Origin of the sequence: Amycolatopsis sp. 505, from assembly GCF_031625235.1 — a bacterium.
GTDB lineage: Bacteria > Actinomycetota > Actinomycetes > Mycobacteriales > Pseudonocardiaceae > Amycolatopsis.
Window position 1 is genome coordinate 26,638 of sequence record NZ_JACKQP010000021.1, and the last position, 25,268, is coordinate 51,905.

A 25,268-nucleotide genomic window follows, 5' to 3' on the forward strand; every position below is an offset into this window, starting at 1 on the left:
ACAGGCCCGGCGGCCGCCGCGTCTTCCCGGTCAGCGGCAGGCGCCGCTGACCGGCCCGGCGTCAGGTCTCCCCCCAACCTGCCGCCGGGCCGATATGCGTCATGCGGACGTTGCCAGCCGGGATACCCAGCGCCTCGGCCGACAGCTGAACGTGCCCGAGACGCTATTCTGGCCTGGGCACCTCGTGTGCCTCCTCCTCGCGGAGGCGCCCCCGGTTGGCCGCCGGGGGCACGCGAGGAGGGGTTTACCTCCGCGATGAAGGCAGGTCCTCCATGGACGACAGCGAGATCCCTCTCGGGGCGACACTCAAGCGCTTCCGACTCGAGGCGGGGTTTACCCAACGGCAGCTGGCCGACCGATCGGGCGTGAGCCTCAGCCTGATCCGCGCTCTTGAACAGGGGCAGCGGCAGACGGCGCAGATCGGCAGTATCCAGGCCCTCGCCAAGGCGCTCGACCGCCAGATCGACGAGCTGCTCAGGAAAGCTCAGGCGCTTCCCGGGGAGAGCCCCGACGCAGGAATCGTCGCGATCCGGAGGGTTTTGACCTCTGTTGACGATCTCATCGACGAGGTGGTCGACGATGACCTCGAACCAGTGAGTCTGCTCGACACCAGCCGAGCCACAACCTACGCGTGGGGTTGCTACTGGGGAGGCAAATACGACGAGCTCAGCCGCCTGCTCGCGCAGGCCATGGTCCGCGGGCGCGCCGCCGAACATGCGAGTTCGGCACATGAACGCGCGGCGGCCGTGGATCAGCTCGCCCAGCTCCAGCAGATCGCCGCCTGCACACTCGTGCACCTTGGCCATCCTGACACGGCCTGGCTGGCGTCGCTGGAAGCTCGCAAGACGAGCGAGAGGGGCGACGATCCTCTTCGAGTGGCTGCACTACGCGGCACCGTGTCGTGGTTGCTGCTGACGCAAGGTCGCTATGAGGAATCCCGCAAGGTCGCCGCGAAGACAGCGGAGAAGATCGACGTCACCGGCAAGGTGACCCCAGCCGCGCTCTCGGTGTACGGGAACTTGCTCCTGTCGGCGGCGACTGCGACCGGTCGAGACATCGAACTCAAAGATGACCGGGCACGCCAAGCTGAGGACTTCCTCATCGAGGCCCGCGAAACTGCCGAGCGCACTGGAGAGCGCAAAGATTACGAGGCTCCCTTTGGCCGCGAACAGGTAACCATGCAAACGGCTGACGTGCACGTCGTCACCGAGCGTTTCGGCTCCGCGTTGGAGACGGCGAAATTGATGCCACGGGCGACCCGTCTGCCGCTGGCGGCACGAATGCGCCATTTGACCGACGTCGCTCACGCGCAGACTCAATTGGGTATGAACAAGAAGGCGGTGAACACCGTCCTCTCGATCGCGGCGAGTGCGCCAGACTGGGTCAGGCACCAAAGCCTGTACAAGCAAACGGTCGCCGAGCTCGATGGACGGCAGCCTCCCACGAAGCTGCACGAGTTGGCCGTGAGCATCGGAGCGAAACGCACTCGTTAACGACTAACGGGTCTGCTGCTGATTCCGCCAATCGGGTAGTGACACAAGGCGTGTTACCTACCGACGAGATGCTCCTTTTAGTGTCCTCTGGGTGATCAAGGACGGAGCCTCTGCCAGCCGAGACAAACTCCCCGACCGGGAGTTGCGGCGCTCGGTCGATGAGTCCGGCCCACTCGCAGATCTAGGTCGGTCAGCCGGAATTTCGACGCGGATTCGTAGCATCGGCCCCGAAATAGTGACCGTCAGCCCGGGCTGCCCTTCATGGGTCTGGACTGACGCACGGCAGGCGCCGGCGATCGTAGAGCCCGACACTCAAGGCGACGGATTCGTGCGATCCGACGTCGAGGGCCGCGGCGCGTTCGATCTCCCGGCGGCCGCGGACGGCGCGGCTCCCCCGTCCGCGGCCGCCGGGGTCCACGCCCTCCAGGAACGGCCATGTGGGGCAGCTGGCGGCTGCCCGCTGCCAACGCGAAACCCGGACCACAACACCGAGGGTGACTCGCTTCAGGACGTCCGCGCCATCATTTCCGGCCTACCCGCCGACGCTGCAGCGCTGGACGAGCTTGCCGAGATCCTCCAGCGCCCCGGCTGGGAGTGGTGTATCCGGTGCGACGCTGCCGACCAGCTGGTTCTCGTTGCCGCACGCGTGTATCCCGATGGCTCACTCGACGTTCTGGTGTGCGGAGCGAACGTCACAGCGGCTGTTCGTCAGGCAGACGGTGGCCATAACCGCTGGTCAACCGATTCCAATCTTCGAGTCGCGATCGCCCTGCTCCTCCACGAACCCGTCAACGGGCCGATCCCGCAAGCCCCGGGCAGCCAGTCGCTGACGGAGGCAGACGCATGACGCCGGAACAAGGCTGGGCTCCTGCGCCTGCCCCCGCGAACGGGCTGATCAGTGCCTCTGGCCTGTTTCAGCCCAACCTGCGGCACCGAGTTCGGTACGGCGCCGCCCCCTATCGTCTCGATAGCCAAAACGCCGTAGACCTCGGCTACGGCGGCAAGTACGTCGTCTTGGCGCTGTGCGGACGCGTGTGCGTGGCCGAGGTCGCCGACGGCGTCACCGGGTCGCAGGACGAATGCTCCGACTGCTGGAGGCTCACCGGTACCGCGACGACTGCAGAGCCAGCCGACGCTGACTGGACGCCGCGCGGCGAGTCGGCCGACGACACCCCCAAGTGGCCGTCGGAGTCACCGGACTCCGTGAGCCGCCCAGCGGCCGCTCAACCCCCGCCCGGCGCTGTGCCGCTCGGACATCGACCAATCCGCCGCCATCATCTGGTGGCTAGAGCCGAATCCCCCGGCGATGCAGCCTGCATCACTTCCGCCGAACGCACAGAGCGCGCGGCCTCCGGACACCACCACGCCGCCTGATCCCGACACACTCCTGGGGGACAACCGAGATGCCCACCGCTGGCCGACACGCCGCCTCCGGCCCACCAGCATTCGGTGTGCGGACCACGAGGTGGCGCAGGCGCATCGCGCAGGTCATCGGCGCGATCGTTGGGCTCGGCGCCACGTTCGGCTTCGGCATCGCGGTCCTCCTCCACCTGTGCGTCATCCACATCACCCCCTGAGGCCCCTGTGAACGCCACAGACAATCGACGACTCCCCATTCGCACGCCCGGTGCGGATCGGGCTGGCTCCCCGGCCGCACCTCCGCTCCCGAACCCCGAAGCTGTTCTGCGGGACTGGAAACTGGGCCAGAACGCAGTCCTGCCCGATCGCGCGTGCCAGCCTCACCCTGGGCTCCCACAAGCTGCGAACACTTTCGCTGAGGCGCTCACCGACCGCTTCCCGGCGCTGCCGGCGACTGCCGGGCGACACCCCTCGGATCGACTGCCCACCCAACGGGCTGCGCGGCTCGAGCATCCGGACGACCGCCAGACCCGACACGCGCACGGAGGGCCGCGTCCACCGGCGCGCGTGGCCCCGGCGCCCGCCGCCATCGCAGCGAACAGCGCTGAGGCGGGTCCCTCGCGCGAGGAGCCGGTGCGGTGCATCGTGTCGCGATATCGCGGCTCCGACCGGCCTGCCGACCTTGTCCTGTCGGCCTGCTACTGCCAGGACATGCACCGCCCTCTGGTGCACGACGACGAACGGGTCGCATGCGTAGTCGGATGCATGCTGCTGGTCGAGCTGTACCAAGCGGGTCAACTCCAGATCGGCCGGGACGGGAAGATCTATCCGACGCGTGGCGCGTCCAACGAGGACCAGACGCTGAACGCCGTGTTGGCGGACCTGCAAGCACAGCGCTACTCCGAACTCGCAGCGACCTGGCTCAACTACCTCGTCCGGCGAGACGAGTGCGCGACGACGCTGGTGTGGCAGCGCCTGGTGCGCGGCGGGGACGCCCTGGCCGAGAAGAGTGGGTGGCGGCGACGGCGGTCACGCTACGTCCTGACCGAGCTGCGGGCCACGATCTGGGCACGCCGCTACATCGAAGAGCACGTCACCGACAACATCGAGGAAATCCCGGAGACCGCAGTGGTCCTGTGGCGTGGGTTGAAGGAACTGCGCCTCGACGCGGCCCTGGAGATCGCTCCGGACATCGAGCGGCGGCTGGACCGCACGCCGTTGCCGGCCGACCTGGCCCCGCTCTTCGCCGCGCTCACCCACGTCCTCGCCCGCCTGGCCACCCCGCTGTAGCGACGTCACCCCACGCCCTGAACCGCCCGATCCCCACCGCACTACAGAGGAGCCCGATCATGCCCCGCAGTGCACGTACCGCCACGAGAGCCCCGCTGGACAGTCTTGCCTCCGGCAAGCTCGGTGCCTGGTCCATCGCCGCCCGGGTGGTTGCCGCGACCACCCCGATGACCGTCGTCGCGGGCGTGGTCCCAGTCGGGATCAAGGTGACCGGCTCGAACTTCCCGCTCGTCTTCCTGGCCGTCGCGCTCGGATATGGCCTGTTCTGCGTCGGCTACCTCGAGGCCGCCCGCCGGTGCGAGGACGAGGGGAAGGACGCCAGCAGCGGCTTCTACGCGCTGATCCGACGCGGCCTCGGGAGAACGGCGGGCGTCGGTGCTGGCTGGCTCACCGTCATCGCCTACACCGCGCTCACGTTGGGCCTCTACGGCCTGATCGGCGACATCATGAGCCCGCTGCTGGCGGACCTGCTCGGCGTCACCGTGCCGCGGCTGGTCATCGCACTGGCCGCGACCGTGCTGGTCGGCTGGCTCGGGCTGCTGAAGTTCAAGACCCCCACCCGCGTGCTCATGATCCTGGCGACGTGCGAAGTCGCGATGATCGGCGCGGCCACGGTCGCAGCCTGGCTCCACCCGGCCGCTGGCACCCAGCCGATGCAGGCTTTGGACCCGCACCAGCTGACCATCGGCGTCCCGCTGATCGCCGCACAGGTCGCCCTCGCGGTCCTGGGGCTGATCGGCACCGAGCTGACCGTGGTGCATACCGACCACGCCCGCGACGGCCACCGCGGCGTGACCCGCGCGACCGCCATCGTCCTGGTGCTCCTGACCGGGCTCTACGTGCTCGCCCCCGCCGGGCTGAGCGTGACCCTCGGCGCCGACGGCGTGGTCACCGCCGCACAGGCCGACCCGGCCGGGCTGTTCGTGCACGTCGTGGAGAGCAACCTCGGCCCGCAGGCCGCCACCATCATGCGGATCCTCTTCGCAACCAGCCTGCTGGCCGGCTCGTTGAGCTTCCACGGCACCACTTCGCTCTACGCAATGAGGCTGGCCAAGGACAACGCCGCGCCACGACTCCTCGGGAAGATCGGCCAGAAATACGGCAGCCCCACCATCGCCTCGATCACCCAGACCGTCCTAGCGGTCGCGGCCATCGCCGCAGTCTGGGCCACCGGCGCCGACCCCGTGCTGGTCCTGTTCTATCTCGGCGGCACCAGCGGCGGCGTCGGCATCTTGATCTTGCTGGCGCTGACTGCCCTGTCGATCGTCGTCATCTTGTGGCGCGCCCGCCGAGCCACCGCGGCCGCGCCCGGCGAACTGGACGGCTCGCCCAGCTCGCCCAGTGTCGCTCGCCGCATCTGGACCACGGTCGCCGCCTACGCCGCCGTTCTGGTGATCGGGACGCTGACCATCACCGTGCTCATCCAGTTCGACACGTTGCTCGGCGTCGACCCCGACTCTCCGTTGCCGACCATCCTGCGATTCAGCTACCTGGTCGCGTTCCTCGCCGGAGTCGGCTGGGACCTGCGGCGCCGCTTCGCGTCGGCCCGCAAGACCCGGCCGGCCGAGGTGAGCCGCTGATGACAGCGTTCTTGCCCGTCGAGAACCTCCGGGGCGTCGACACCGACGAGGTTGCCGCAGTCATCGCGGCCGCATTCATCGACCTTGAAATCGCCGAGTTCCTTGTCCCCCATGACATTGCCGAGCGGGAACGGTGCCTGCGCGAGCAGTTCGCCTACCTGGCCCGCGCCGCCCTGATCAGCGGTGGACGAGTCCAGGGCATCCGCGAATGCGGTCGCGTCATCGCCGCCGCCGTGTGGACCATCCACCCCGGCGGCGAGATCACTGAACCCGACGACTACGACACTGTGCTGCGCTCGATCACCGGACCGCACTACGAACGATTCCGGGCCCTCGACGACACCTTCAACCGCACCACACCGCAGGACCCGCACCACCACCTGCACCTGCTGGCCGCCTCCCGGCGCCGCACCGGCTTCGGCACCCGCCTGTTGACCGAACACCTCACCTGGGCCGACAACGAATCCGGTGGCACGTCGACGCATTTCCTGCACGCCAGCAACCCCACCTCCGCCCGGCTCTACCACCGCCACGACTTCCAGCCCGCGGACTTCGCCGAGATCCCAGGCAGCAACGGCGTGTACGTCTACCCGATGCGCCGTCACCCCCCGGCCGACATCTCATCGCACTCCCGCGGGGGCGTTCACGTTGTCTGATCACGCCGCGACACGCGCGTATCGGCGCTCGCTGCCTCTGCGGCCCCTGTTGCTGCTCGCCGTGCTCACCGGCACCACGGCGTGCGGAAGCAGCCACGGGGAACCAGCCGGGCCGCTCGCCGACGCCCAGGCAACCGCTGTCGGGAAGATGCGCAACGCAACCGCCGCGATCTTCCCGCCCGGATTCGCCCTGCAGCCGCTGCCATCGCTTCCGGCGAACTGCACCGACGCCGCCGACCGGCCCACCGGCTACGTCCTGGTCGGCGTCACCTTCTGGGTCGACGGTGTCCCCGCGAGCCAGAACAACAGCTACTTCGACGCCCTCCACGGCTGGTGGGTCACCCACGGCTGGACCCCCCGAGTCGATCTCCGCCCCGCCGACATGTTCGCCAACGCCACCAGCAACGACGGCTACCTCATGAGCCTCAGGGCCAACGTCGGGGCCCGCTTAACCATCGGCGCCACCACACCGTGTCTTCTCGCCAACGGCACCGCCACCCCGCCGACCTCGGCACAGCTGATACCGCCTGCATCACCGCAGCCGCCCGCGGCCACCTCGACACCGAGTCCGATACCGCCTGCATCACCGCCACCGGCGACCACGCTCCACTTCTGGCCCGCAGCGCGCATTGCACAGCGCCGCGCTGCCTGACCTGCCCGATCACCACCGATGAGGACCGCGATGACCGACCGCCACTACCCCTTGCTCGGCGCGCACTGCGTCCCTGACATGCCGACGTGGAGCAGCGGATGGAGCGGCCCGGAGCCCGTCACCAGCGGCTCCACCGAGCCCTGTGATGAAAGGTTCGACGTCTTCACCTCAGCGCCGGAGTTTCGAAGCTGGCTCCCCGGCGCGGTCGACGCCGGTGTCCCCGTGAACGCGGTTCGCTTCGTCGTCGATGCCGCTGTCCCAGCGAGCCCGGTTCGCTGTCCTCGCCGCGCCGTCACACACGTCGCCGTTTGGCTGCGCACGCTGGGTCCCGACACCCCGAATCGGCGGCTCGCGCGCATCGTGCGCAAGTCGAAAGCCCGCCGGCGACGCCAAGTGCGCCGCTGGCAAGCGCGGCCGCGCTCGATGCACCGCGCGCTGAGGGCCGCGGTGGCCGGGATAGCCGCGACCCTCGCCGCCGTCACGGCCTGTTCGTCCAGCTCCTCGCCGACCGGCCAATCCCCCGTCACCGCGCCCGCATCATCGACCACCGGCACGCCTGCAGTGCCGTTCGGCGGAGCACCCGCCATCGCGCATCCTCTCTCGGAGACTGTCCTGGGCGGCGACCCGTGCGCAGACACGCTCACTTCCGCCCAAGTCAGAGCGATTCTCGGAGCTGCCGCCCCAGGTAATCGGTACGCGCTTCAGGGCAATCCGGGATGCACGTGGTTTAGCGAGGACACCGGCAGCTTCGTCGGAGTCGACTACGAGGTCTCCGCCCGGACCGGCTTGAGTGGCATCTACAACCGCATCAAGCACGATGGCTCCACGTGGCGAGCCGTGCCGACGATCCAGGGCTTTCCCGCCGTTGTCTATTTCAGCGCCGGAAAAGGCTGGAGATCGCTTAGCGCGGTGAGCGTCGGGCTCAGTGATCAGTACGCGATCGACGTGAGTTACGGCCCCGGTATGGGCAAGGATTCAAACGTCGGACAGGTTCTGTTCGAGATCGCTGCAGTGATCGTTTACTCGCTGCAACACAAGGCGGCCAGCCGGTGACCATGTCTCTCCGCGCGACTCAGGCGCGTATTTCCCGGTCGAGACCGGCGCCAGCGACCCGCGGGACCGTCGCGGCTCGTCGGCTTCGGCGCCACCTTCTCCGTGATCTTCAGCGGCGCGGCCAGCGCGCCTTCCTCGCTGACCTGTTCACCAACCCGCTCAAACCTGAGGCATTCGTGGATCCCAACGACAACTACCACCCCCAGAATCCCCGGCTGCCGGGCCTGGCGCTGGCGCTCGGCACCGACTTCGGCCCCCAACCCGTGCCTGTCTCGCGCCTGTACGTTGCAACCGACGAAGCCGGGGCAGTGATCCCCCACCCTGCCGCCATTGGCCGTTCCGTCACCGACAAGGAACGAGAACGGGTTCTGCTGGAGGTCCTCGTCGGCCTGAAGGCGACCGCCAAGGACGCGTCATGAACGCGACACGCACGCCCGAGCCCGGCGCACGCATTTCGCGGCAACCGGTCGGCGTCGACCCGACCCGCCCGATGATCGCCCGCATCTACAACGCCTACCTCGGCGGCAAGGACCACTACCACGCCGAACAGCTCGTAACCAACAAGCTGACGGCGGCCGTGCCGGATGCGTACTTCGTGTTCACGTCGGAGATCGAATTCCTGCAGCGCGCCGTTCGGCATCTCGCGATCCGTGGCGTCACGCAGTGGGTGGTCGCTCTGGCCGGCCTGCTGCCGCAGCACGTCGACCGCGTCGACGAGATCGTCTGCAGAACGCACAGCGACGCCCGCGTCTGGTACGTCGAGTACGAGCCCGCGATCCTGGCTCACCTGCGAGCACTGGTAGCCAACGAGGACGGTGAACAGACGGTCCGGGTGGTCGCTGCTGACCCGCTGGATCCCATCGCCGTCTGGGACGGCCTGGCCAAGCACGACACACCGATCGAGCCAGGGCCGGTCTGCCTCGTGCTCGGCGGAGTCCTCTCCTACCACCCTGGCACCCGGGCGGAGGCCGCAGCCGTCGCGCAGCAGCACATCGCGCGACTGCCACCCGGCTCGTACGTCGTGCTCACGCACCTGCACGACCCCGAGGACCCCGAACTCGAGCCCATGGTGCGCGGCTTTCGCACCGCGATGGGATCCCACGGCCCGCCCGACCCGGGCAGCGCCACCCGCGGCGAGATCCGGGCCATGGTGGCCGGGACGACGATCCTCGAGCCCGGCCCCGGCAAACCCTGCGACATCGTCCCCGCCTTCCAGTGGTGGCGCGACGGTCCCAACCTCATGGCCAGCGAACCGGCGACCGGGCCGCTCGTCGCCGGCGTCGTCGCAGCCGTCGGCCCCGACTGACCTCGGTGTCCGACTTCCCTGGTCCTCCCGCCTCCCCCACCCTCAGGGAGTGACGGGAGACCGGCCCGCACAGAGTCGCCCTGTGCGAGCGCCGGGCGGGGTGCCCGACCATCGCGACTCCTCTTCCCGGTCGGGCACCCCGTGTCTGCCAGCCAGCCGTCACCGGCGATACAGCCTGCATCACCCCCACGAAGAGGACCGGGCAGTCGGACACCCCGGTCCAGCCCCGGAGACGGCGCTCAGCACATCGGAACCCGCTGGTGCAGCCCCCGGGCAGGTGGCCCGGCCTCCCAAGCCTCCGGGAGACCGGGCCATCAGCACCCACCACCAGGAGACGATCATGAGAACCGTCGGCGGCCGCCTGCCTCGCCCGGCGATGTGGCGAATGACGCCCCGCCTAGGAAGCCCGCGCCCTCGGCCGTTTCCGCTTTCCGAGACCGGCGCGCATGCCCTCGCCGCCGTCTGGGGAATCGACTGCGCGCTCGGCGTCGCCGCGCTGACGTGGAGCGGCCAGTTCTACCTCCGGTTCCCGCTCGTCATGCTCGCGGCAGCCCTGGCTGGGCTTGTCGGCGAAGCGGCGGGCTGGGCGCTGGCTTCTCGGCTGCGGCGAGTACCGGACCCGCTGCGCCTCGTGCTGCTGACCAACGCGCCGCTTCTGCTGCTCGTCTGGCTGGTCTCCCTCGGACTGGGCCCCAACGGCTCCTTCATCCCCGACTATCGCGCCGACCTCGACGCCTACCGCGGCGGCTGCCTCGCCGGAACCGACTACAGCGGATCCGCCTATCGGTACGTCTCCGTCACCTCCGACGAGGTTGCTGTCTACCCGCGGTACGGCAACGCCCTGTGGTTCAGGCGAACCGGCCACTCATGGCCGTCTCGCGAACGAGCCGAACTCGGCGGCGAAGGCGTCATCCCCGCCGACGACCTCACCCGATTCACCCTTGCCGCCCACGGCTGCCCCTGATCACCCGCCGCCGGCGCGTGGCTCACGCAACCACAACCGGGTGATGCCGCCTGCATCACCTAACGACACGCGAGCGCGGAACAGAGAAAACCGATTACTAGCACAATCTGACGAAAGGGACACGATGACGCAGGACCACATCACAACCGATACTTCTGGCGAGCCGTGGTGGGAAGCCTACCGAGAAGACTTCAAAGAAGGAGATCTCATCGAGTACGTCGCCGCCGAAGCGCAGGCAACGAGCGTGCAGGAGTATCACGCTTTCGTCTTTCCGAACCCGATCCAGGATCCCCAATACGGGGACAGAGTTCTGCACGCCTACGACGACACATGCAGCGCCGAGTTGATCGAACGCGCCGCCGTGTTCCGTGCCCGGCGGCGAGCAGCCTTCTTCCGCCCCGGCCTGAGCGCCTCTTTCATCGTTGATGGCTCAGTCCTCTGCCGACCGGTCGGGCCCCGCGAGGTGATGAAGAAACAGCACGCCCTGCTGCGGGACATCCAGTTATCGGGAAAGGCATCCATCACGGTGATCGACGGGGTTTACCACGGGATGGAGACCTCGTTCACCACCTTCACCGTCGATGGCGAAATCGTCGTTTTCGAAAGCAGCGAAAGAAAACTCGAAAAAGTCACGGATCCGGTCCGCAAAGTCGAATTGATTGAGCGGTTCAATCGTTACCGGCAACGTGCGATCCCCGTGCAAGATCACCCGTCGATGATCTTGGAGTAACGAAGTACTGCGCCCAGCCACCCGTGGCGACCGAGCCAGGGGATCAACTATGCAACCGGCTCTACCGCGTGACGTTTCAGCGCTGCTGCGGGCGGCGCGGCCCGCAGCAGCGCCGCGACGCGGTTCGCGCACGCCATGGCCACCCGGTCAACCAACCTCCAACGCACCGGACCCGGCGGCCGCCGTGCACCTGACCGAATTACCTGGCCGTCCTCTGCCGCCGTCGATTTCAACAACCCGGCAGCAAGCACGCAGCAGGTCGCTGACTGAACCTCGAGGTACCCGATGAACCACCACCCCAGCCCTGAGCGCCTGCGTGCCGAGATGGTCCGCAACATCGTCGACGGTGGACACGCACGAAGCGAGGCAGTCCAAGATGCGCTGAACGTCGTGCCCCGTCACCGCTTCTTCGCCGACGTCCCGCTCTGCGACGCCTACGACCACCGGCAGGCCCTGGCCGCCACACCGGAGCCCACCGCAGAGCCGCGCCCCGGCAGCAGCATCGCGCCCATCACCGCCGCCATGATGCTCGACCAGGCCGACATCCGCCCCGGCCACACTGTCCTGCTCATCGGCACCGGCACCGGCTACACCGCCGCCCTCGCCGCCGAACTGGCCGACGCGGGCCGAGTCGTCACCATCGAACGCGACCAGGCCCTGGCCTCCCACGCCCGCCGCACCCTCCGCGCTCTCGGCTACGCCCGCATCGAGGTCATCACCGCCAGCGTCAGCGACGGGGCGCCCGGCCGCTACGACCGGATCATCGTCACCGCCAGCGCCTACGACATCCCCGACGCCTGGATTCGCCAGCTGGCCCCCGAGGGCCGGCTGATCGTGCCGCTGCGCCTCCGGGGCGGCAGCCGCAGCTTCGTCTTCCAAGAGCACGACGGCGTTGTGCAGGCCCGCGACAGCCGCCCTTGCTCGCTCCCCCGGCTGCTCGGCGCCGACCACGACCTACAGCACACCAGCGCGCTCGGCCCCGGCGGGCGGCTCATCCTCAGCTGGGACGAGGACCAGCGGCCCCTCATCGAGCGTTACGAGCTCTACGTCCCCGGATCCCACCAGGACATCGCCCAGGAGTGGTTCGGGGTGATCGTCGGGGAGGGCGACCCGCTGGACAGGCTGTGGTTGTGGCTCGCGGCGACCGCGGCGGAGACCTGCGGGCTCGCGGTAAAGAGCGACCTACCCGGCATTCCTGCTCCCGCCTTCCCGACCGGGACACCCGCGATCGTCCAGCACCGCACCATCGCCTACCTCACCAGGCGGGAACTACCGGCCGCGCCCGACGGAACCCGGCTCTACCAGCTCGGAGCCGGAGCGTTCGGCCCGTTCGCCCACCGACAAGCCACCGCGTATTGCGAACAGCTCCGAGCCTGGAGCTGGACCCGGTCGTCCCATCCCAGCATCACCGTCTTCCCCGCGGACACGCCCGACGAGCACCTCCCGCCCGACGGACAGCGCCTCCGACGCCCGAGCCAATGGCTCGTTCTGCGCGAGGCCAGCACGACGTGACCACGGCACGTTCCGCATCGCCCGATGCCGCCTGCATCACTCGAACCCTCGCATCGAGCATGAACAGGAGCAGCACCATCCCAGAAAGACGCCGGCCGGGCCCACGACGACGCCGCCCGCACACCCTGAACGCCCTGGGGCCGAGCGGCGAAGCCGAGGTCGGCAGGGATCCGAGGATCAACCCGTGTGGTCTCCCACGAAACCTGCTGCTCCCTCCGCTTGACGACCGGTCATTCGGCGACCGCGTGTACGAGCTACGGGACGCGCACGGCCTGTCACAAGATCAAGTGGCAGCCGCGGCAGGCATCAGCAGGTGGTCACTCAGCCGGCTGGAACTCGGCAAAACCACACCCACCTCCCTGGCACTCGTCGCCGCCCTCGCCGACGTCCTCGGCGGAGACCGAGCCGAGCTCGCCCGGCGGGCGCTGCGCGACTTCGAGCGACGCGAAGGAGCAGAACCGACGTGAAAGATCCTGACATGCTCCTGGCCGGCGGCTGGGTGCGGTCCCGACGAGACCTGCAAAACATGCGAGGAACCGAACTTGCCGAAAAGGCCAAGATCCACCGCAGCATCCTCGGGCGACTCGAACGCGGAAGCACGCCGTTCACCGTTCCCTACGTCATCCAGGTCGCCGACGGCCTCGGCGTCTCCCGAGAAGAGTTGGTGGTCCGCGCCATCTACGACTTCGCGAGGCGGGAGCCGTGCCAGGCGGTGCGGGGTGAGGGCGCTCCTCACCTCCACTCTGGACACCAAGTACGGGCCCAGCCCTCGCAGCCCCAGGGGCACGCGCCAGCACGCGCTGTCTACTCCCCCACCCGGCCCCTGACTCGGCCCCCGCAGATCGTGCCGCGGTCCCCATGACGTCGCCCATGCCTCGCCCTGGCCGGGGCCGGCCGCGAATCGCATCCATCATCAACCACTGCCCCTCGTGAGAGCCGAAGGCGCCGATGAACTACAACCCCGACGAACCGGCCGCCAGCTCGGCAGACGTCCTCCGCGAAATCACGGCCCTCCGGTTGCGGTGTCTTGCGATCCTCGACGACGCCGCGGCCGAGGGCAGCACCATCGAATCCGCCGCATTCGTCGACTGCACCAGGGCGTTCGCGGATGCGCTGATCGACTTTGGCTGCGAAATCTCGCCGACCGCCGCTGAAGCGGCAACGACGCTCGAAATTCCGCCGCCGTTCCTCTGCTTCTGTGACGATTGCGAACCCGACCCCCCTCATCAGCTGCTGATCAAGGCAATGTCGCAGCTCCTGCAACGCGTGGCCGAAGAAGCCACCTGCTACGCGTCCGCAGTCGGCCGCCCCGACGAGCGCGCCAAACTCTGGCGGCTGAGCGGTACCGCGGTGGTAGGCGGGATCAGCATCGGCTGCGCCAGCCGCATGCTCATCGTCTGGAACAGCGAACGCGCCGGACGATCAAACGCCGACATCGCCGGTCAGCTCGGCATCCCCGTCGACCGCGTGCCGGAGATGATCGCCAGCGCCAAGGCCTACCTCGGCTCCTGGCCGAAGCCCCCGCCGACCTGACGCCGGACCGGGTCCAATCCGGCACCCCATCGCCCATCGCCACCAGAACCCACCCCGCGACGCCGCATCAACCAGGGAGACAGTTCCCATGACCAAAACCGTGAACCTGCACGTCGTCCCACGTGGTCGGCCGAGTGTCGAAATTCGCACCGACAGGCGACCAGCGAAGGCACACAGGCTCCGGCTCGTGTGGATCGCACTCGGACTGCTCATCGCTGGCGGCGGCACCGCCTGGGCCCTCACCACGACGTCGCGGCACATCCGGCGGTACACAACGGCTCTCCTCGAGCTCGGTCCCTCGACGCGGTAGCCACCCACGATCCAAGCCAGCGTGACCGCAGCCGAGCCCGCTGCCCAACCGGCCAGCCGGATCCCGCCCGGCCCAGCAGCGCCCGCCACCGAACGCCGCTGATCCAGCCTGCATCACCCCACGCCCACAACCCAAACCGGACAGAAAGAGCACACGCCCGTGCCCGATACCGTCGCGCTGATCACCGTCGACATCAGCAGAACCCTGGGCAGATTCACTGGCCTGTCCACCAGCGCACAGCTGGCCGGGCTCACTCCCCTCGCCGAGGTTGCTCCTACCGTGGTCGGCGAGACCGTGCGGGATCTGCTGTACCGGGCACCGAAGGTGACTCCCAACCTGGTCGAACAGGTCTGCGACCGGCTGCTCATCCCCTGCCGCAAGTTCCCGACCGAGTGGGACCGCGGGTATGAGCCCTTTCCGAGCGCTGAACACGTCCTCGAGGAACTCGCCGAGATCGCGCCGGTGGTCGCCTTGTCGAATATGGCCGTCACCGGCGGCCCGGAGCGAGTCGCCGCCGTCAGGCGTGTACACAGCCGCACCCTGACCGACGTGTATGCCAGCTGGGCGCTCGGCGCCGCGAAGCCCACACCCTGGCTCTGGAATTCCACCGCCGGGAAGCACAAGGTCGTGACAGGCAGCGTCGTCCACGTCGGCGACCAGCTCGTCGCCGACGTCTACGGCGCCTGGACCGCCGGCGCCCGCGTCGTCCACCTGCGCACCACCAGCCAGCCCGCCGTCTACCCGGCCGACTGCGGGGGCAGGATCGTCTCGGTGACCGACCTGGCCGACGTGGTGCCGGTCGTTCGGGCATGGGCGGAGCGGACGCCGCTGCCCGAGGCCGCAACAGCCAGCTACCAAGGTGGCGAGAGCGCATGAACGACACCACCAGTACTCAGCGCCGTCCACGCCAGTTGCCACCGCCCCCGGTGTACTTCGTCAGCCGGCTCGACGAGCTCGCAGACCTCGACCGGCTGGTCGACGAGCACCGCAGCGGGTCGGAATCCCGGCCCGGCGTCGCGGTACTCATAGGGCTCGGTGGGGTCGGCAAGACCGCCTTGGCCGTGACCTGGGCTCGCAACCACGCCAAACGGTTCAAAGACGGCCACCTCTACGCAGACCTTTCTGGCTCCTCCGACGATCCCGCTGCCTTCCCGGCCGTGGTGCTGGCCGGCTTCCTGCGCGCGCTGGGCGTCGAGCCGGAACGGGTGCCGGTGAACCCGGTCGAGCAGGTGGGCCTGTACCGCACGCTCACCGCCGACGCGCGGCGGATGCTCGTGGTCGTCATCGACAACGCGGTGTCGGTCCAGCAGGTTCGCCCCCTGATCCCGGCGTCGGCCGGATGCGTCGTGGTGGTCACCAGCCACCGGCACCTGGATGGGCTGTACACCGAGGGCGCGCAATTCATCGAGGTCCCACCGCTCGCGCCGCACGACGCGGAGATGCTGCTGATCAGGCTGGTGGGCGAAGAGCGTGCGCACGACCGCCGCGCCGTGGCGGAACTCGCGCTCCTGTGCGGCTGCCTTCCGATCACCCTGCACGTCGTCGCCGCGCGGCTGGCCACCCGCCGCCATTGGTCGGTGTCGCGGGTGGTGGAGCAGCTGCGCGACGAACGGTCCCGACTGGCCGCCCTCGATCAGCTCTCCGATGCGGAGACGCCGGTCACGGCGGTGTTCGACTGGGCCTGCCAGGACTTGGAGCCTTACGCCCTCGACCTGTACCGGCTGCTAGGCCGGCTTCCGACTCGGGATTTCGGGATCGATCTGGCCGCCGCGGTGACCGAGATGGCCAAGCCGGACATCGCGCTGGTGCTGCAGACCCTGGCCGACGCCAGCCTGGTCGAAGAGGTCGCGCACGGCCGCTACCGATTCCACGACCTCGTCCGGCTACACGCGCGCTCCCAGCGCGCCGACGACGGCGACGAGGTCCTCCCTCGGGCGGCCCGTTGGTACCTGCAGCAGATGACCCGCGCGAACCTGGTTGTCATCCCGATGCGCTGGCGAGTCAGCCCCGTCGCCGACGATCTCGCCGGCGAGCCGCCTGCGTTCAGCTCCGACGCAGCCGCCCTGGACTGGCTCGCCGGGGAGCTGCCGAACGTACTGGCCGTGCTCGAAGAAGCCGTCCTCAATCGCCACGACGAACTCGCCTGGCAGCTGTGCGAAGCCCATTGGGAGCTGATGCTGTACCGCAAGCACTACACCGAGTGGCTGCGGTCCCACGACCTCGGCATCACCGCGGCGGAGCGCTGCCGCAACGCGATCGCCGAGTCCCGGCTGCACTACCAGCTGGGCCGGGCTCACCTTGACCTGGGCCAGCGAGAACCCGCCAGGACCGAAACCCAGGCGGCCATCGAGCTGGCGCGACGCGCCGGGGACCGGCGAAACGAATCAGCCGCGCTGGAACAGCTCGGCCGCATTGCGCAGGACGACCACGACTTCGACACCGCGATCGCGTGCTTCACCGACAGCCTGCACATCGAAGACGAACTGGGGATCCCGCGCGGGGTCGCGTCACGACATCGACGCCTCGGCGACGTGCTCCTGCTCGTCGACCGCGATGACGAAGCAGAACGGCACCTACTCGCCGCTCAGCAGATGTTCGCCGAGCTCCGCTCCCCTAAGGACGAAGCCCGAACCGCACTCGGGCTGGCCCGGATCGACGCGCGGGCCGGGCGGTACGACGTCGCGGACGAGCGGCTGGCCCGCGCTCGACACGTGTTGAGCCGGGAGGCGTCCCCGACCTACGAGGCCGATGTTCTGCGCGCGCAGGGCGACGTCGCCGTCCGGCGCGGGAACATCGAGCAAGCCCGCCGGCACCTGACCGAAGCGGTCGAGCTGGTCCGCGACCTCGGCGGGGTCTCCCTGGATCTCGCCCGCGCCGCCCTCGACGCCCTGGAGCGGCCAACCCACTCGGACGGCGAACGCTGATGAGCGACGAGATGGACCACGACGTCATCGCACGCCGCTGGGATGCAGCAACCGGAGATCTCGCCGACGGTGGGCGCATGGACCGCGACGAAGTCGCTGGCCGATGGGACCTCCTCGCCGAGGGTGGGCTCAGCACAGCCCCGGCGCCTCACGACGAGAAAGAAGAACGCCGCCGTCGCAGGCGCAGGAGGCGCTCCGCCGATCTGAACAGCATCGTCAACTCCAGCGGCAACCTGCTCTGAACTCAGGCGGTGAAGACGGGACGTCGGTGAGCGCAGTCGCTGCCCGCAACGCGGGCAGCGATGCGGCCTGCATCACCTCGTGGCCGCAGGCCCAGCGACCCATTCGCTCAGCTCATGCCTCTTCCGGACGGATCACGACGCCCATGATCTTCTTCACCACATCCGGGTCGAGGTCCGGCATCAGCCGCATCAGCTGATCGAAAGCCGCCTGGTCGATCACCTGCGCGCCGGCCTCCGCCTGCGCTGGTCGTTCGGGCTCGATCAGCACCCCGCCGAACGGCGTTATCCGGTACCGACCTCCCGACCCCGCGGAATGGCCTTGGCGGCCGACGAGCTGCGCTGACATCGATCCCCTACCCCTTGATCATCCCGGCCCTGCTGTGGCGACGACGTCCGGCTGTTTGAACTTGCCGCCCCTGACGCAGCTGGCCACGCCCCCTCGCGTAGCCCGCACCGTTCCGCCGCCGGGCGCTCCCGCCCCACCGGCTCCGGCCCAACTGCGACCTCCCCCCGACCGGCGTGGTTTCACCGCTCCCCTGCACCGGTGAAACCACACGGCTTTCGTGAGGTCTCAAGATTTCTCGTACCTGCTTGGACGCCGAACGGATCACCCTCCGACGTAGCAACAATAGGCGCAAAACGTCGGCTGTCAACGCGATACGGCACATTCGATGTCGTGTTTTTGTCCACCGCTCCGCCAACGACCCACGAGTTAGCATGGAGTAGCGCTTCAGAGCCGCTACGTACAGACAGGCAGTGTCTCGAACTCGTCGATACGAGTTGCTGACCAGGTAAGACGCATATGTGCATCATCGAGTCTGCAAGTTGCAAAGCCTTAGGTGCTGCTGGTCGGTTGATCGGAATAAGGGGCTGACTTCTAGATTAATCGCGAACCCGAAAAAGTGATGTCGACCGCGGGTTTCAATCATCTCAGTAGCCTTTTCCGATTATCGTACGTAGTGTCTGTCCGGGCTCTACGTAGTCGAGCTTCGGTGATTTCCGTAGTAGCGACGATGAATTGGGTCAAGTAATCGCCGATGCTTAATTCGGCACCGCGGACGACTGCCGTGCCGGGCTGGGGTGCGCCACACCGCGCAGACAGGGGGACTGCCGCGGAACGAACTCGCGGTGAGCGATGTGGGAGCCGGCATCCGGCCGCGTACATCCCGTCGCCGCGTGGAGCGACTGTGCACCTCAGGGGAGAAGGACATGACCCGGACCGCTGGCTTCTTCAGCCTCGAGGATCTGAACGACCCGCTCAGGATCAGCGACGACGAGCGGGAACGCGCCGCAGTCACGGCCGCCACCCTCCCCGACGGCCTGCCGGTCTGGGTGATCACCCGCTACGACGACGCCCGCGTCGCACTCGACGACCGCCGACTCAGCAAGGACGGCGCCACCCTCGTCAAGGCAATCGGCCGCCAGCTCGTGGAAGCCGGGTACGGCGACCGCAGAGTGTCCGGCATGTTCGAGCTACCGCACGCGCTGTTCAGCGACCCGCCCCAGCACACCCGCCTGCGCAAGCTGCTCATGAACGCGTTCACGACCAAGCGGGTCGAGGCGCTGAAACCGAGATTCCAGGAGATGACCAACCAACTGGTGGCCGCCCTGCCCGTCAACGAGCCGGTCGACCTGATCAGCCAGGTCGCCGTTCCCCTGCCACTCGCAGTGATCTGCGAGCTCCTGGGCGTGCCGGACGGCGAGCGCGAGCCACTGCGGCCACTCGTGGACGCCCTTAACGAGAACAACCCGGACACGGCCCCGGCTGCCTCCGACGAGCTCGCTGCGTTCTTCACCGACCTCATCGAACACAAGAGCCGCCGGCCCGGCGATGACCTGGTCTCCGCATTGATCCACGTCGGCGACGACCAAACCGACAAGCTGGCCGACAATGAACTTCTCGGCACCCTCTTCCTGCTGCTCAACGCCGGGCACGACACCACCGCAAACCTCATCGGCAACGCGCTACGAGCACTGCTGCAGGACCGGAGATACCGGTGGCGGCTGGTGCGCGAGCAGCCCGAGATCATCCCCAACGTCGTCGAGGCCGTCCTGGCCTACGACAGCCCGGTTCGGATGGCCACCCACCGCGTCGTCGTCGAGCCCGTTGACTACGGCGGGACCACACTCCTGCCCGGTGAAATCGTCCTCATCTGCCTGCACAGCGCCAATCGAGACCCTCGCCGATTCGGGAAGCACGCCGGCATGCTCGACCTGCACCGCGACCGCCAGGACCTTCTTCGTCACCTCGGGTTCGGCTTCGGGCTGCACCGATGCCTCGGCGCGACGCTCGGCCGCATGGAGGCCCACGTCGTGCTCGACACCCTGGCCCGCGCGTTCCCCCGGGCCGAACTGATCGACCAGCACACCCTTCGCCGCCGGCGGAGCCCGATCATGAACGGCTGGGAGCGGCTGCCCGCCCGCCTGGACTTCACCTACCGGTGATGCAGGCGGTATCACCGCCGGGGCCGATCAGCTCGGTCGGTTCGCCTCGATCCACTCGCGGATCTTGACCACTCGGCCACGTCGTCCTTCACCGTGCGCATCCAGCTTGTTCGCGACGTTCTGGACGTGGGTCTCCGCGGTCCGCAGCGTCACCTCGAGGCGGTCGGCGATCTCCCGGTTCGTCTTCCCTTCGGCGATCAGCCGCGCGACCTCGTATTCGCGCTTGGTCAAGCCGCCCGGGCGCTTGGCCTTGACTGCCGGTGGCGGCGGAGCGGACAGCCGCTGCAGGGCCAGCGCGACGACCCCATCACGCGTCAGCCCGGCCCCCTTTTCCCGCTCGGTCGCCAACGCTTCCAGTTCGAATTGCAGTGTGACCTCGGTCTGCCGCTGCAGTTCGAAGAAGGGCAGCAGGGCCGGCACGATGAGCTCGGCCTCCTGCTGGAACTTCGCGACGCCGGCCAGCAACTGGGCGGCTCGACCGTACTGGCCCAGCCGTGCTGCGATCAGGGCGATCAACCAGATCGACCAGAGCAGGCCCCACTTGTCGCCCATGTCACGCTGCGCCGCCAATGCCTGCTGCGCCAGCTTCACTGCCCGTCCGAGGTCCTGGCCGAACAGCAGCTCCACCAGCGCACAGGCCCACCGCGCCCAGGAGATGCACCAGGCGGCGCCCGCCGCCTCCGCGTCGGCCAGCAGCCGCGCGCTCTCCGGCATCGCGACCTCGCGGACGCCCAGCATCGTCGCGGCCATCACCTGGAACAGCCGGGCCATCCAGGCGTCGCCCGGCGCATCCTGATCGCGGAACCACGCCTCGGCCTGGTCGAACAGCGGAAGCGATAGCCGGGCTTGATTCAGGTCCCGCTCGATGAGCCAGAACCGGGTGGCCCGCGCATACAGCAGCGGCCCGAAATCGTCGAAGCAGCCCAGTTGCCGGGCAGCGTCCTCGGCAGCCACCAACAGCTCGTCGGCACGCTCCTTGTCACCCTGGCACAGCGCCACGGTCGCGGCGAACGACAGCGCGCCCACCAAGGTGTGACTCGGCTCTTTAGGGTGACAACGAAGAGCCGTCTGCAACATGCTGTTGCTCTCGGTCAACCGGCCGATGAAGTAGAACAGGCGGGTCCTGGCGAGGTTGGTAACCAAGTCCATGCCCCGCAGCACCGTGTCAGGATTGGCCAGCCGGGTTTCCTCGGCGAGGCGAAGGTTCGGCAGCGCCAGGCTCAGGCCGTCGAGCAAGCCGGGCTCGTTCGGCCCGAAGTACTCCTTTGCGCCCCGGCAGGCCAGCGCCTCGTAGTGGTCGGCGTGGCGTTCGCGCAGCTCGTCGGCTTCCTCATCGCTCAGCTGCTCGTAAGCGAATGCGCGGGTCGACTCCCACAACTTGAACCGCTGGCCCTCACCATGCTGCTCGGCGACCATGAAAGACCTCTTGTGCAGGCCATTCAGCAGGTCCGCGACGACGTATCGGTCCCCGAGGTCCGACCCCAGCGCGGCCGCGTCGTCGAGCTCAAAGCTTCCCGCCAGCAGTGAGAGCCGCTTCAACAGCTGCTGCTCCGGCTCGCCGAGCAGCCCGTAGGACCACGCGACCGTCCACTCCAGCTTCCGGTGGGAGCGCTTGGCCGAGGTGCCTCCGGCCAAGCTGATCGGCAGATCGGTGCGCTTGGCCAGGTCGGTCATCGAGACGGTGTCCATGCGGCCGGCGATCAGCTCAATAGCCAGTGGCATCCGGTCGAGTCGGTTGACGACGGTGCGGGCGGCGGAATCGTGCTCGGGTGGGATCTCGGCACGGATGGCTCTTGCACGGTCGCGCAGCAGCTGCAGCGCCTCGTCCTCGGGCAGGCCTGGGATGTCGAGCCAGGCCTCACCGTCCACCCGGATCGCGGCTTGGCTGGTGGTGACAATCTGCAGGTCTTGCGCTGTCTCCAGCAGGGTGCGGACCAGCTGTGCCAGGGCGCTGTCTTCCTCATCGTCGACCAGGTGCTCGCAGTTGTCGAGCATCAGCAGCAGCCGTTTGGCGCGCAGGTGCGCCATCAGCCGCGCAGTCCCGTGGCGGGCCGAGTTCGCCGGGATTCCGAGTGCCTCGGCCACGGCCGATTCGAGTTCGTTCGAGCGTACGTCGGTCAGCTCCACAAGCACCACACCGTCGCGGTACGCGTGCTCCTCCTGCAGTTGGCGGGCGAGGCGACGCAGGATCCGGGTCTTGCCGATTCCGCCGGGTCCCTTCAACGTGACCAGCCGCGCTTCCGTCAGCAGCCGCCGAGCCTCGCGCAGCTCTTCATCCCGCCCGACGAAACTCGACAGCTCGGCCGGCAGCAGCGCGGGCCGGACTGCCTCGTCTGCGCCCTCCGGTGGCCGGCCGCCGACATGGTTTCTGAACGCATCGCTCAGCACTCGTGTACTCCCCCGGGGGGCCCCAGCCGCGTCTTCAGCACCGCGGCGGAGTCCCCCAATCGCCTCCCTGATCACCCCACCATAACCTGTGCGATCGACGATCACCGCAGGTCAGCAACACTGTCGTGCGGCGAGTCGCCGCCATCGAGCCCGAGAGGCTGATGCAGGCGGTATCAGCTTGCAGCGTCCTGCGACCCCGTCGCCGCCGTCACACCCTTCAAGACATCGACGGCTGCTTGAAGGCGGGCATCATCCAACGACAGCAGCACTTCGAGCGCATGGCGCAACGCGGGCCGATCCCCGATCGCACCCACGACGTCGGCGACGAGGGACACGTCGGACGGCTCGGTGGCCTGAAGCAGGCGCAACGCCAGCTGCCGGGTGCGTGGATCGCGCAACGCGACCGCGACCTCGACTTGCCGCGCGATCTCGGCGCTCTTCTCGTCGTCGAAGAAGTACGCCGCCGACACGCCGAAGAACATCGCGAGGCCCTGCAGATGCGCGCGGCTCGGGTTCGCCTTCCGGTCTCGGATCAGCACGGAGATGTACTGCCGTCCCATGCTGACGCCCATCTTCTCGGCGACGAAGGTTGCCACCTGCTCGTGGGTCCACTTCTCCCCGTCGGGGCGGCGGATGCGTTCGAACAGGAAGTAGATGCGTTGCCCAAGGGTCGGTAATTTGCGGCCCTCCTGCTCCACCGTTGACACCGGGTTGCCGCCCTCCACCGCATCCTCCTTGGTCGGCCTCGCCACGCAGGTCACGTCTTCAGTGTCCTGACCTGCGCAATGATGACTACAGTTGACAAGCCGCGAAACTCGTCTATCGTCGAAAGCGATAGTAACCAGAGTCATCATTCACGGGAAGCGGTCTCCGTGAATCATTACAAAATCGTGTAGGGAGCAACCGTCTACAAGGTGGGATAGCCGACCCGGCCACCGGGAGGCTCCGCCCAACCAGAACGTGCCGGTGCCGACTCCGCGGAAGGAGCCGACGCCGGCGTAGCCGGGCCGCGCCGCCCTGCGGCCCCACCGGGCGGGCCGCCGACCGGGTAGCCACACCACGATGGCAGCACCCCGGCCGGCGGCCCGTCACCTGGAACACCAGTGATGCAGCCCGCATCACTCGCGAGCGGGACCTTGGGGGGAACGTTCATGTCGCCGCACACCTGGCTCCACCGTCACAACCGCCTCCGGGTCCGGCTCGGCAACCGGACCGAACCGGTCCCCGAACCGGTCGAAGGCCTCCTGCTCTACGGCCCCGACGACCTCACCGCCGACGTCGGCGCAGACCTCCTACGGCTGGACGGCACGCTCGCCGCGCTGGCACGCCGCCTTCGCGCCGACGCCGAGGCCGCCGCCCGCGAGATCACCCGGCACTACAGCGGCCGCAGCGCAGCGACTCACCCGGTCACCGGGCGCACCCGAGCCGACGCCGTCGCCGGACACACCCGCATCGTCGAGCAACTCGACGACGTCACCATCACCATCGAAGTCCTTCGCGAGTTCGTCATCAGCCTCGCCCCGGACGGCCTGCTGCGCGACGTCGCCGAGGGCTGGCAGCGCAACCCCGAACCACCGGCCTACGTCGAAGTGATTCTCGACGAGTTCCTCGCCGCCCAGCTCGACCACCGACGCGCCCGCCCCGACGGCTGGGGCGGCTCCGCACTGGCCGGCATCGAGGAGTTCGGGGCCCACTGGCGACGAGAGCCCGACGACGAGCCCAGCGAACTGCCCCCGCACTACCTGACCGGCAGCTGGGTCCTCGGCTACCTGCCGACCACCACCGAGGTCTACGCCGTCCGGCGCGCGGGCAGCGGCCCGCACACCTTCTGGCTACTCGGCACCGGCCTCACCACGCTCGACGAAGCCACCAGCATCCTGGCCCCGATCCTGCCGGCGATGCGTTGCCCGAACTCGCTGATCCTGGCCGCCGAGACCATCCACGCGGCCCGCCGCTCGCGCGCAGCGCACATGCACGCCGAGGCCGGATGATGCAGCCGACATCACCGAGGACACTTCGATCCCGCAAACCCGAGCGCGCGGTGACCGTGACCACCGCGGTGCTCACCCCCTCGTCGCTGCACCGTCCCCGATGGACGGTGCAGCGACGAGCATTCCTCAGGGGGACAACATGATCCGGCTCCACAGCCCAGCAGGCCACCCGCAGCGACAGCGTCGGCGAGCAATGGCCATGATCGCCGGCGCTGCGGCCGCCGCGCTCGCCGGATGCTCGAACTCGCCGCGGCCTTCGGCCCCTCCGCCGCCGATACCGCCTGCATCATCGGTTCCACTACCGCCGCCGGACACCGACGGCCGACCGCTGACGATCGACGGCCAGGTCACCTGGACGATGCCGCACCCAGGATGTGTGCAGCTCACCATCGGCTCGCAGGCCTTCAGCTTGGTCGGCCCGGCTGCCACGCAGCGGCTCGGCGCCGTCCGTGCCGGAACGGCGCCAAGCACCGAACGTGTGCGGATCACCGGCTACGTCGCCCGCGTCGGCGCCTCCGTCTGCGGCGCACAGCGAAACCTCGTCGCACAACGCATCGACCCCGCCACAGGATAAAGCCAAAACACAAAACAGCCCCTCCTTGTCACCTCGATCCGAACTCATCGATCGGGGCCGTTGTTGCGCAGAAAAAATGACGCTAAATATCGGCTAAAAATGAATGATGGATGCAGTTGACAACGTCCGGTGTGTCCGTGCAAGGTGGTGACGTCCGGCGGGCATCGCCGCTGGTCAGGTCGGCAGCAGCTGACCGACACCGAGGGGGCCGCGCAGTCAACGCAGCCGAATCACGTCTGATCGATATCCATCGCTGAAGACGCCAA

The 25,268-nt window shown here is 68.4% G+C and carries 25 protein-coding genes; 22 read left to right on the plus strand and 3 right to left on the minus strand.

The window, feature by feature from the left end:
- The first annotated feature begins 272 nt into the window (after window positions 1-272).
- The 19 genes from H5965_RS45055 to H5965_RS45140 all read left to right on the plus strand — a co-directional run bounded on the left by H5965_RS45055 (window position 273) and on the right by H5965_RS45140 (window position 17,604).
- Window positions 273-1,493, plus strand: a complete 1,221-nt coding sequence (locus tag H5965_RS45055; protein WP_310977459.1) for a helix-turn-helix transcriptional regulator — start codon at window positions 273-275, stop codon at window positions 1,491-1,493.
- A 328-nt stretch (window positions 1,494-1,821) separates the two neighbouring features.
- Window positions 1,822-2,340 (plus strand): hypothetical protein, encoded by a 519-nt coding sequence (locus H5965_RS45060; RefSeq protein WP_310977460.1) that lies wholly within the window; start codon window positions 1,822-1,824, stop codon window positions 2,338-2,340.
- Window positions 2,341-2,944: 604 nt separating this feature from the next.
- Window positions 2,945-3,070: a hypothetical protein gene (locus tag H5965_RS45065; RefSeq protein ID WP_310977461.1), complete on the plus strand. Its 126-nt coding sequence runs from the start codon at window positions 2,945-2,947 to the stop codon at window positions 3,068-3,070.
- Window positions 3,071-3,497: 427 nt separating this feature from the next.
- Window positions 3,498-4,142 carry a GPP34 family phosphoprotein gene (locus tag H5965_RS45070; RefSeq protein ID WP_396137008.1) on the plus strand — a complete coding sequence of 215 codons (645 nt, stop codon included), beginning with the start codon at window positions 3,498-3,500 and terminating at the stop codon, window positions 4,140-4,142.
- 59 nt (window positions 4,143-4,201) lie between these two features.
- Window positions 4,202-5,722 carry an APC family permease gene (locus H5965_RS45075; protein ID WP_310977463.1) on the plus strand — a complete coding sequence of 507 codons (1,521 nt, stop codon included), beginning with the start codon at window positions 4,202-4,204 and terminating at the stop codon, window positions 5,720-5,722.
- Between the two features lie 11 nt (window positions 5,723-5,733).
- On the plus strand, window positions 5,734-6,378 hold the full coding sequence (locus H5965_RS45080) for a GNAT family N-acetyltransferase (protein ID WP_310977465.1): 645 nt from the start codon (window positions 5,734-5,736) through the stop codon (window positions 6,376-6,378).
- Window positions 6,379-6,427: 49 nt separating this feature from the next.
- Window positions 6,428-7,030, plus strand: a complete 603-nt coding sequence (locus H5965_RS45085; protein ID WP_310977466.1) for a hypothetical protein — start codon at window positions 6,428-6,430, stop codon at window positions 7,028-7,030.
- Between the two features lie 30 nt (window positions 7,031-7,060).
- Complete coding sequence (locus H5965_RS45090; RefSeq protein ID WP_310977467.1) at window positions 7,061-8,083, plus strand: DUF3558 family protein; 1,023 nt, start codon at window positions 7,061-7,063, stop codon at window positions 8,081-8,083.
- A gap of 176 nt (window positions 8,084-8,259) precedes the next feature.
- A complete protein-coding gene (locus H5965_RS45095; RefSeq protein ID WP_310977468.1) occupies window positions 8,260-8,502 on the plus strand; it encodes a hypothetical protein in 243 nt (80 codons plus the stop codon).
- Window positions 8,499-9,389, plus strand: coding sequence for an SAM-dependent methyltransferase (locus tag H5965_RS45100; protein WP_310977469.1), 891 nt, complete (start codon window positions 8,499-8,501; stop codon window positions 9,387-9,389). Before H5965_RS45095 ends, H5965_RS45100 begins: the two co-directional genes overlap by 4 nt.
- A gap of 340 nt (window positions 9,390-9,729) precedes the next feature.
- Window positions 9,730-10,353 (plus strand): hypothetical protein, encoded by a 624-nt coding sequence (locus H5965_RS45105; RefSeq protein ID WP_310977470.1) that lies wholly within the window; start codon window positions 9,730-9,732, stop codon window positions 10,351-10,353.
- Window positions 10,354-10,477: 124 nt separating this feature from the next.
- A complete protein-coding gene (locus H5965_RS45110) occupies window positions 10,478-11,083 on the plus strand; it encodes a Scr1 family TA system antitoxin-like transcriptional regulator (RefSeq protein ID WP_310977471.1) in 606 nt (201 codons plus the stop codon).
- 324 nt (window positions 11,084-11,407) lie between these two features.
- Window positions 11,408-12,595, plus strand: coding sequence for an rRNA adenine N-6-methyltransferase family protein (locus H5965_RS45115; protein ID WP_310977526.1), 1,188 nt, complete (start codon window positions 11,408-11,410; stop codon window positions 12,593-12,595).
- Between the two features lie 59 nt (window positions 12,596-12,654).
- On the plus strand, window positions 12,655-13,062 hold the full coding sequence (locus H5965_RS45120) for a helix-turn-helix transcriptional regulator (protein WP_310977472.1): 408 nt from the start codon (window positions 12,655-12,657) through the stop codon (window positions 13,060-13,062).
- An 11-nt stretch (window positions 13,063-13,073) separates the two neighbouring features.
- Complete coding sequence (locus H5965_RS46290) at window positions 13,074-13,457, plus strand: helix-turn-helix domain-containing protein (RefSeq protein ID WP_396137009.1); 384 nt, start codon at window positions 13,074-13,076, stop codon at window positions 13,455-13,457.
- 86 nt (window positions 13,458-13,543) lie between these two features.
- Window positions 13,544-14,128, plus strand: coding sequence for a hypothetical protein (locus tag H5965_RS45125; protein WP_310977473.1), 585 nt, complete (start codon window positions 13,544-13,546; stop codon window positions 14,126-14,128).
- 469 nt (window positions 14,129-14,597) lie between these two features.
- The gene (locus tag H5965_RS45130) at window positions 14,598-15,314 is read left to right on the plus strand and encodes an HAD hydrolase-like protein (protein ID WP_310977474.1); all 717 of its coding nucleotides are present in this window, start codon (window positions 14,598-14,600) and stop codon (window positions 15,312-15,314) included.
- Entirely contained in the window at window positions 15,248-17,362 is a 2,115-nt protein-coding gene (locus tag H5965_RS45135) for a tetratricopeptide repeat protein (protein ID WP_310977475.1), read from the plus strand. Before H5965_RS45130 ends, H5965_RS45135 begins: the two co-directional genes overlap by 67 nt.
- Window positions 17,362-17,604, plus strand: a complete 243-nt coding sequence (locus H5965_RS45140; protein ID WP_310977476.1) for a hypothetical protein — start codon at window positions 17,362-17,364, stop codon at window positions 17,602-17,604. The genes H5965_RS45135 and H5965_RS45140 overlap by 1 nt, the downstream gene beginning before the upstream one ends.
- Window positions 17,605-17,716: 112 nt before the next feature.
- Here H5965_RS45140 and H5965_RS45145 read toward each other — a convergent pair whose 3' ends face one another.
- Entirely contained in the window at window positions 17,717-17,950 is a 234-nt protein-coding gene (locus H5965_RS45145; protein ID WP_310977477.1) for a hypothetical protein, read from the minus strand.
- Window positions 17,951-18,741: 791 nt separating this feature from the next.
- Between H5965_RS45145 and H5965_RS45150 the strand changes: the two genes are divergently transcribed.
- Window positions 18,742-20,049: a cytochrome P450 gene (locus H5965_RS45150; protein ID WP_310977478.1), complete on the plus strand. Its 1,308-nt coding sequence runs from the start codon at window positions 18,742-18,744 to the stop codon at window positions 20,047-20,049.
- A 27-nt stretch (window positions 20,050-20,076) separates the two neighbouring features.
- Here the strand turns inward: H5965_RS45150 and H5965_RS45155 are convergent, their stop codons facing one another.
- A complete protein-coding gene (locus H5965_RS45155; protein WP_310977479.1) occupies window positions 20,077-22,437 on the minus strand; it encodes a LuxR C-terminal-related transcriptional regulator in 2,361 nt (786 codons plus the stop codon).
- A 173-nt stretch (window positions 22,438-22,610) separates the two neighbouring features.
- Window positions 22,611-23,198 carry a helix-turn-helix domain-containing protein gene (locus H5965_RS45160; protein WP_310977480.1) on the minus strand — a complete coding sequence of 196 codons (588 nt, stop codon included), beginning with the start codon at window positions 23,196-23,198 and terminating at the stop codon, window positions 22,611-22,613.
- 390 nt (window positions 23,199-23,588) lie between these two features.
- On the opposite strand from H5965_RS45160, the gene H5965_RS45165 reads away from it, so the two are divergent.
- Together H5965_RS45165 and H5965_RS45170 are read left to right on the plus strand one after the other, a co-directional pair.
- Window positions 23,589-24,428, plus strand: a complete 840-nt coding sequence (locus H5965_RS45165) for a hypothetical protein (RefSeq protein WP_310977481.1) — start codon at window positions 23,589-23,591, stop codon at window positions 24,426-24,428.
- Between the two features lie 376 nt (window positions 24,429-24,804).
- Window positions 24,805-25,002 (plus strand): hypothetical protein, encoded by a 198-nt coding sequence (locus tag H5965_RS45170; RefSeq protein ID WP_310977482.1) that lies wholly within the window; start codon window positions 24,805-24,807, stop codon window positions 25,000-25,002.
- The last annotated feature ends 266 nt before the right edge of the window (window positions 25,003-25,268 follow it).

Excerpts from the sequence above, each read along its gene's own strand:
- H5965_RS45110 (WP_310977471.1), top strand. The coding sequence starts at position 10,478 with ATGACGCAGGACCACATCACAACCGATACTTCTGGCGAGCCGTGGTGG.
- H5965_RS45140 (WP_310977476.1), top strand. The coding sequence starts at position 17,362 with ATGAGCGACGAGATGGACCACGACGTCATCGCACGCCGCTGGGATGCA.
- H5965_RS45115 (WP_310977526.1), top strand. The coding sequence starts at position 11,408 with ATGGTCCGCAACATCGTCGACGGTGGACACGCACGAAGCGAGGCAGTC.
- H5965_RS45090 (WP_310977467.1), top strand. The coding sequence starts at position 7,061 with ATGACCGACCGCCACTACCCCTTGCTCGGCGCGCACTGCGTCCCTGAC.
- H5965_RS45105 (WP_310977470.1), top strand. The coding sequence starts at position 9,730 with ATGAGAACCGTCGGCGGCCGCCTGCCTCGCCCGGCGATGTGGCGAATG.
- H5965_RS45055 (WP_310977459.1), top strand. The coding sequence starts at position 273 with ATGGACGACAGCGAGATCCCTCTCGGGGCGACACTCAAGCGCTTCCGA.
- H5965_RS45135 (WP_310977475.1), top strand. The coding sequence starts at position 15,248 with ATGGGCGGAGCGGACGCCGCTGCCCGAGGCCGCAACAGCCAGCTACCA.
- H5965_RS45145 (WP_310977477.1), bottom strand. The coding sequence starts at position 17,950 with ATGTCAGCGCAGCTCGTCGGCCGCCAAGGCCATTCCGCGGGGTCGGGA.
- H5965_RS45125 (WP_310977473.1), top strand. The coding sequence starts at position 13,544 with ATGAACTACAACCCCGACGAACCGGCCGCCAGCTCGGCAGACGTCCTC.
- H5965_RS46290 (WP_396137009.1), top strand. The coding sequence starts at position 13,074 with ATGCTCCTGGCCGGCGGCTGGGTGCGGTCCCGACGAGACCTGCAAAAC.
- H5965_RS45075 (WP_310977463.1), top strand. The coding sequence starts at position 4,202 with ATGCCCCGCAGTGCACGTACCGCCACGAGAGCCCCGCTGGACAGTCTT.
- H5965_RS45165 (WP_310977481.1), top strand. The coding sequence starts at position 23,589 with ATGTCGCCGCACACCTGGCTCCACCGTCACAACCGCCTCCGGGTCCGG.
- H5965_RS45100 (WP_310977469.1), top strand. The coding sequence starts at position 8,499 with ATGAACGCGACACGCACGCCCGAGCCCGGCGCACGCATTTCGCGGCAA.
- H5965_RS45120 (WP_310977472.1), top strand. The coding sequence starts at position 12,655 with ATGAACAGGAGCAGCACCATCCCAGAAAGACGCCGGCCGGGCCCACGA.